The following is a 7025-nucleotide window of genomic DNA, read 5'->3' on the forward strand; positions in this document are numbered from 1 at the left end:
CCCCGGACGCCGCCGTCCAGGCTCGTCCACGATTGCCCACCGGGCAGGCGTGCGCCTCCACCCTGTGCCGCATGAAGCGCGGACCGAAACTGTGGGCCACGGCCTACGGATCACGCCCCCGGCCCTTCGCCGTGTCGTGCGCCGGGCGCTCCGCGCCGACGCCTTCCTCCGCGCGCTCGCCCTCGCCGACCACCGCCCCTTCACCACGCTCCGAAGGCCCGCACCCGCCGCGTCAACGCTGGCGCTCACCCGCGACCGCCGCTATCTTGAAACGACCATTCCAAGTTGCGGGGTGAAGGCGCCGACGTCCGCAGTCCGCCACGTCCCCGCCCGCCGCACCCCGGAGGACGCCCGCCCATGTCCCTCAACGCCGAGCTGCGCAGCTTCTACGAGGCCCGCCGGCAGCAGATCCCCGCCGAAGTACGGGCCGTCATGGATCGGGCGGGCGAAGAACTCGCCGCGTCCGGACAGGCCGAGCATGCCCTCGCGGCCGGGGCACAGGCCCCGGGATTCGCCCTGTCGTCCGCGACCGGACAGACCGTGTCCCTGGACGCCCTGCTCGCCGACGGCCCCGTCGTACTCACCTTCTACCGCGGGGCGTGGTGCCCGTACTGCAACATCGCCCTGCGCTCACTCCAGCAGCATCACGCGGACATCACCGCGCGCGGAGCCCGTTTGGTGGCCGTCTCCCCGCAGATCCCCGACGAGTCGCTGTCGCTCTCTGAGAAGCACAGCCTCGCATTCGACGTCCTGAGCGACGTCGGCTCGGACACGGCCAAGCAGTACGGGCTGGCGTTCGATCTGCCCGACGATCTCGCAGCCGTCTACGACAAGCTCGGCTTCGACCTCCAGCGCGTCAACGGCGGTCACCCGCGCACCCTTCCGCTGCCCGCGACCTATGTCATCGACCGCGAGGGCGCCATCCGGTGGGCCTTCGTGAACACGGAATACACCGCGCGCGCCGAGCCCGCCGACATCCTCGCCGCGCTCGACGCCCTCGGGTGAACACAACGGTCTTCGCGAAGGACGCCTCACTGCCCAGGCGCTCCGGGTCCCCCCACCGTGACCAGCAACATGACGGCTGTGTCCGGGCCGATCCCCACTACCGCGAGCAGCTGCGGGGCGTGGCGTTCCACGAGCCGGGCCAGGCGAGCGTCCCGGTCTGAAGCTGTTCGGTGAGGTGCCCGATGCGGCGGGCCGGCAGGCTCAGCACGATGCGGGTGGCCATGCATCGCGCTGCTTGCGTTCAGCGGCGGCCCGGGGCAGCCCGGAGCGACGTACTACCGCGGCACCTGGAGTGGGACACCGGTCGATTCGCCAATGGCAGCCCGCCACGGTTCATCGAGACTGCGGTCCCAACCCATTGGGACACGCATTCACGGAGGCAACCCGTGCGCATGCTTGCTCGGTTGACCCGGCGGTCCGTCACCGCCACCGCGCTGGGGGCGCTGCTCTGCGGCGCCCTTCTCGGCACCCCGCCGGCCGCCCCGGCCGCGGCCTCCTCCGCTGCGGCCGCGAGCCCCACGATCACGGTCCCACCCGCCGGCAGCCATGGCTTCCCGTTCCTCGCCGCGGCGGAGGACCTCGGCTCGTTCGGCTACACCGAGAGCGAGTACTTCATCTCGGGCACCGCCACGTCGTACGCCAAGTCCGGCCTGTGGACTCCGGACGGCCGGTGGAACGTCCGCGCGTCCGGTACGGCCGCATACAAGAGCCGCCTGTTGGTGCGCCGCCCCGCCGACCCGGCGAAGTACAACGGCACGGTGGTCGTGGAGTGGCTCAACGTCAGCGGCCGGCTCGACCTCTCCCCGGACTACTGGTTCATGCGGGACGAGCTGCTGCGCCAGGGCTACGCCTGGGTCGGCGTCTCGGCGCAGGCCGTCGGGGTCAACGGCGGGCTGGGCGAGATCAAGGGTCTGAAGGGCTGGGACCCGGCACGGTACGGCAGCCTGGTCCACCCCGGTGACGCCTTCGCCTACGACATCTTCTCCCAGGCGGGCCAGGCGCTGCGCACCCCGAACGGGCCCGACCCGCTCGGCGGGCTCCCGGTCCGGACCCTGCTCGCCGACGGCGAGTCGCAGTCGGCGGGCTTCATGACGACGTACGTCAACGCCGTCCAGCCGGTGTCCAGGGTCTACGACGGCTTCATGGTGCACAGCAACAGCGCGGTCGCCGCGCCGATCAGCGGCGTGCTCGCCGACACCCTGCTGATGCCGAACCCGTCCCGGATCAGGACCGACCTGTCGGTGCCGACGTTCGTCGTGCTCACCGAGACCGACGTGCCGGGTGCCGCGATCGCACGGCAGCCGGACACCAACAGCGTCGTGCGCTGGGAGCTGGCCGGCACCGCGCATGCCGACCAGTGGGTCTACGACGTCGGCAACGCGACCGTGCGGAAGTCGGCGGGCTCCGCCGCGCCGTCGCCCGACTGCGCCGCCGGTTCAGCCCCCTTCAACGACGGGCCCGGCCACTGGGCGATGAACGCGGCGCTGCGCCACCTGGCCGGCTGGGCGCGGGGCGGTGCGCGGCCGCCGAGCGGTCAGCCTTTGAGCACCGTCCTGCGTGACCCGGTCACCGGCCTGGCCACCGGCGGGGTCCGCCTGCCGGACGTCACGGTGCCCACCCGTACGCTCACCGGTTCGCGCGACACCACCGGGAGCGGTGTCTTCTGCGTCCTGTACGGCGCCCGTGACCCGTGGAACGGCGACGCCGACGCCTGGGACCGGCACGACGACGGCGACCCGTCCGACCCGTCCTTCCCGGCCACCGCGGAACCGGTGCTCAGCCGGCTCTACCCGACCCGCGCCGACTACGTGGGCAAGGTGCGCACGGCCGCGCAGAGGTCTGTCGACGCCGGACACCTGCTGCCGGAGGACGCGACGGCGATCGTCGCCGCCGCGCAGGACTCGGGCATCGGCGGCTGACCCACCGGCCCTACGGCCGTCCGCGGCCCCCCGCCCGGCACCCCCGCGGCGTAGGCCATCTCGTCGGTACGGCCGTCCTGGACGGTCTCGCCGCTGACGCCGGTGCTCACCCGCCCAGCAACCCGCGCCTGGTGTACGCCCCCGTCTCCTGCTAGGGGCAGACCGGGCCTGGGCGCACCGGCCGGGGCCGGCACGTCGACATCACCCTGCTCGACGGCCGGCCTGCTGACGTATGTCGCGCAGGGCTGCTTCACCACCGGGGCGGTACCGCGCCCGCACGGCTCGGCCCACCCCACGATCGTGCCGTACCAGGCCCTGCGCACCGGCGACGGGCATCTTCTGATGGTCGCCGCCGGGAACGACAAACTGTGGCGGGCGCTCGCCGAGACCATCGGGTGCGGCTAGCCGGCCGACGACCCGCGGAGGAAGACCATGACCCGGCTGAAGGCGACGGCCTCTGTCACAGGGCGGGAGTAATCCGTGGCCGCGGACTCCACAGGACTCGGGGCGGCGGTACTGCGCTCACACGCGGGACCACTTCTGGCCGGCCTGGCCGTTGCAGGTCCACAGGACCAGTCGAGTCCCGTTGGCGGTCGCTGCGCCGTCGGCGTCGAGGCACAGCCCCGCGTGGACGTTGCGGATCGACCCGTCGGCGCCGACGGTCCACTTCTGGTTGCTCTGGCCGTTGCAGGGCCAGGTGATGACCCGGGTGCCGTTCGCGGTGCCCTGGTCGTAGGCGTCCAGGCACTTGTCGCCGAAGACGCGGATCTCGCCGCCGGCCCACGTGGTCCACAGCTGGTTGGCGGCCGTGTGGCAGTCCCAGAGCAGCACCGTGGCGCCCGCTGCGGTGGAGGCGTTGTCCACGTCCGCGCAGCGGCCGGACGCGGTGCCCCGCAGGCGCGACGTGGTGGCGGTCAGCGGGCTGCCGCCGGTCACCCGGAACACGGCGACGCCGTGCGCGGGGACACTCGCCGAGATCTGCCCGGACGTGCTCGACGTGCCCCCGGTCCACAGATCGGTGAGGGTGAACGGCCCGCCGGAGAGACCGACCTGCGCCGCCGACGTGGTGACCGTCGCGGTGGCGCCGCCGCGGTTGAACAGGCCGACCGCGACCGAACCGTCCGACAGCGGCTTGGCGAACACCTCGGTGGCGCCGTCGTCGCGCACCCTGCGCCCGCCCGCGCCCAGCGGATCCTGGTTCACCGCCAGCAGACGCGGGTTGCGCAGGATCGCGCTGACGTCGGCGGACATGGTCCGGATGTCGTTGCCGGCCATGAGCGGGGCACCCAGCAGGGCCCACAGGGCGAAATGGGAGCGGGACTCGGTCAGTGACAGGCCGGGGCGGCCGACGACCAGCATGTCGGGGTCGTTCCAGTGTCCGGGGCCGGACTGCGCCGCCAGCGGTGCGGTGACGTCCAGGACGTTGCCGACGCCCATCGGATAGCTGTTGGTGTTGCCGTTCTGCCAGATGTCGAGCAGGTCCTCGGTCGTCCGCCAGAGATCGGCGACTTCGCCCCAGTTGTACGAGGCCCCGGTGATGGAGTGCAGGCTGTTGGGGTTGATGCTGTAGACGATCGGCCGCCCGGTGGCGCGCAAGGCGTCGCGCATGAGCGTGAATCGCGCGACCTGCTCGTCACGGGTACCGCTCGGCGAGCACCAGTCGTACTTCAGGTAGTCGACGCCCCACGAGGCGAATGCCGAGGCGTCCTGGGCCTCGTGCCCCCTGCTGCCCGTTGACCCCGGGTAGGCGCCCGTGGCCTGCGCGCAGGTGCGCTCGCCGGGCACCTGGTAGATGCCGAACTTCAGGCCCTTGCTGTGGATGTAGTCCCCGAGCGCCTTCATCCCGCTGGGGAACTTGGACGGGTTGGCCCGGAGGTTGCCCGCCGCGTCCCGCTGCGGGTCGAACCAGCAGTCGTCGACGACGACGTACCGGTAGCCGGCGTCCCGCATGCCCGAGGACACCATCGCGTCGGCGGCCTGGCGCACCTGGGTCTCGGTGATCCCGCACCCGAAGCTGTTCCAGCTGTTCCACCCCAGCGGTGGGGTGAGTGCCGGACTGCCCGGTGCGGCCGAGGCGGTGGACTGGGCTGAGACCGTCACGGACGCGGCCACTGTCAGCGCGGCGGCCGTGAGGAGGCGGAGCAGTCGTCCGCCTGATCGTCTGGGCACCAGAGGCTCCTTCGGCACGCAAAGATGAAGAGGATGAGGTTCGAAATTTCGAGCACCATTCGGAAACTTCGCGGCCCGACGGATCCTAGAGATGTATATGAACATGTCAACACTGCGCGCAGGATCGACTCCGCCGCGCGATCAGCGATGCCACGAAGGCGGCTCGTGGTCGCCACGCGTGGGCGCTGACCCGCAATGGCTCAACTCCAGAGCCTTCGAATGTTTCGACGGAGCGAGCGAATTATGCGAGAGGGGTTGACGGGGCGCGTGGGCCTCCTATCATCCAGATTGCTCGACAGGCCGTCCCGTATTCGATATTTCGAGCACGGGGAAGCCGTCCGCGCCCCCACGAAGCCAAGGAGACCCCCCACATGACATTGTCATGGCTTCATCAATCAGTCCCTCGTCGCCGGACGCTCGCGGCCGCCGCGGAGCACACGAACCCGGTGATCCGGCAGCCACGTACGACCTGAACGGCGCTCGCGGTCAGCGCTTCATTGGGAGCGCTCCCAGGAGTGGTTGTACCACCGCACTTCCCTCAGCGCGTCACATGCTCGGGACGAGAGCGTGCGACGCATCCCCCACCAGGAGAACGAGGTCCAGTCATGCGCCGCAGACTCCGCGCCCTGGCCGCAGCGCTCTTCGCTCTGCCGCTGGCGTTCGCCGCCGCACCGTCCGCCCACGCGGCCGACCCGACCACCATGACCAGTGGGTTCTACGTGGACCCCGACTCCAGCGCGAAGAGGTGGGTGGCCGCCAACCCCGGCGACGGCCGGGCCGCCGCGATCAACGCCTCGATCGCCAACACACCGATGGCCCGCTGGTTCGGCTCCTGGAGCGGCACCATCGGCACCGCCACGGGTGCCTACGTGGGGGCGGCGGACCAGCGCGACAAGCTGCCCGTCCTCGTCGCCTACAACATCTACAACCGCGACTACTGCGGCGGCCACTCCGCCGGCGGAGCCGCTTCGCCGTCCGCCTACGCGAGCTGGATCGCCCAGTTCGCCGGCGGGATCGCGGGCCGCCCGGCCGTCGTCATCCTCGAACCGGACTCCCTCGGGGACTACGGCTGTATGACCCAGGCGCAGATCGACGAACGCGAGGCCATGCTCACCGGCGCCCTCGCCGAGTTCAACCGCCAGGCCCCCAACACCTGGGTCTACATGGACGCGGGCAACCCGCGCTGGACCGACGCTGCGACCATGGCCCGGCGCCTTCACGAGGCCGGCCTCCGTCAGGCCCGCGGCTTCTCGCTCAACGTCTCCAACTACTTCACCACCGCCGAGAACACCGCCTACGGCAACGCCGTCAACAGCGAACTCAGCGCCCGCTACGGCTACACCAAGCCGTTCGTCGTGGACACCAGCCGCAACGGCAACGGCTCCGACGGACAGTGGTGCAACCCCTCGGGCCGCCGCATCGGCACGCCCACCCGGACGGGCGGGGGCGCCGAGATGCTCCTGTGGATCAAGACCCCGGGCGAGTCCGACGGCAACTGCGGCGTCGGAGCCGGCTCCACGGCCGGACAGTTCCTTCCCGAGGTCGCCTACAAAATGGTCTACGGCTACTGATCCGAGACTCCCGCCACCCGCCACCCGTCAGGCAGCCCACGACACCGCGCGGCCGCCGTCGTCGGTGAACTCATCCGACTCCACCTCGCCGTCGTGGGCACTGGACGATACGCCGCCACAGCAACGTGGCCAGGGAGCCCGCGCAGGTGAGGCCGGGGCCGATGTCCACTTCGAGCAGGACAGCGAGGACCGCGCCGGGCCGCCCCGTCCGTCGGCCGAGTGGGAGCCGGACGACGCTGCCCCCTGCGCTTCAGTCCTTCCGTGATTTCCGTGATTTCCGTGATGTCCACCTAGGAGGCACAGTCATGGGCTTGTACGCCCTTCCCGGACCCGCTATGCGCCCGAAGGTCCGCGGTCTGCT

The 7025-nt window shown here is 71.2% G+C and carries 6 protein-coding genes; 4 read left to right on the plus strand and 2 right to left on the minus strand.

From position 1 onward, the window contains the following. Nucleotides 1-357 precede the first annotated feature (357 nt). On the plus strand, nucleotides 358-1005 hold the full coding sequence (locus tag IE242_RS27470) for a peroxiredoxin-like family protein (RefSeq protein WP_189863857.1): 648 nt from the start codon (nucleotides 358-360) through the stop codon (nucleotides 1003-1005). 97 nt (nucleotides 1006-1102) lie between these two features. Here the strand turns inward: IE242_RS27470 and IE242_RS38645 are convergent, their stop codons facing one another. Then, a complete protein-coding gene (locus IE242_RS38645; protein ID WP_268249496.1) occupies nucleotides 1103-1228 on the minus strand; it encodes a hypothetical protein in 126 nt (41 codons plus the stop codon). Between the two features lie 169 nt (nucleotides 1229-1397). Between IE242_RS38645 and IE242_RS27475 the strand changes: the two genes are divergently transcribed. Together IE242_RS27475 and IE242_RS38035 are read left to right on the plus strand one after the other, a co-directional pair. Continuing rightward, nucleotides 1398-2924: an alpha/beta hydrolase domain-containing protein gene (locus IE242_RS27475; RefSeq protein WP_229859511.1), complete on the plus strand. Its 1527-nt coding sequence runs from the start codon at nucleotides 1398-1400 to the stop codon at nucleotides 2922-2924. Nucleotides 2925-3026: 102 nt separating this feature from the next. Then, nucleotides 3027-3329 carry a CoA transferase gene (locus tag IE242_RS38035; RefSeq protein ID WP_229859502.1) on the plus strand — a complete coding sequence of 101 codons (303 nt, stop codon included), beginning with the start codon at nucleotides 3027-3029 and terminating at the stop codon, nucleotides 3327-3329. A gap of 117 nt (nucleotides 3330-3446) precedes the next feature. On the opposite strand, the gene IE242_RS27485 is transcribed toward IE242_RS38035, so the two are convergent. Next, on the minus strand, nucleotides 3447-5093 hold the full coding sequence (locus tag IE242_RS27485) for a glycoside hydrolase family 27 protein (protein ID WP_189863861.1): 1647 nt from the start codon (nucleotides 5091-5093) through the stop codon (nucleotides 3447-3449). Between the two features lie 605 nt (nucleotides 5094-5698). Between IE242_RS27485 and IE242_RS27490 the strand changes: the two genes are divergently transcribed. Beyond that, a complete protein-coding gene (locus IE242_RS27490) occupies nucleotides 5699-6664 on the plus strand; it encodes a glycoside hydrolase family 6 protein (protein WP_189863863.1) in 966 nt (321 codons plus the stop codon). Nucleotides 6665-7025: the final 361 nt, after the last annotated feature.

This window comes from Streptomyces poonensis (assembly GCF_014650915.1).
Taxonomy (GTDB): Bacteria; Actinomycetota; Actinomycetes; order Streptomycetales; family Streptomycetaceae; genus Streptomyces; species Streptomyces poonensis.

Coding starts and splice junctions, on each gene's coding strand:
- IE242_RS27470 (WP_189863857.1), top strand. CDS start 358: ATGTCCCTCAACGCCGAGCTGCGCAGCTTCTACGAGGCCCGCCGGCAG.
- IE242_RS38645 (WP_268249496.1), bottom strand. CDS start 1,228: ATGGCCACCCGCATCGTGCTGAGCCTGCCGGCCCGCCGCATCGGGCAC.
- IE242_RS27475 (WP_229859511.1), top strand. CDS start 1,398: ATGCTTGCTCGGTTGACCCGGCGGTCCGTCACCGCCACCGCGCTGGGG.
- IE242_RS27490 (WP_189863863.1), top strand. CDS start 5,699: ATGCGCCGCAGACTCCGCGCCCTGGCCGCAGCGCTCTTCGCTCTGCCG.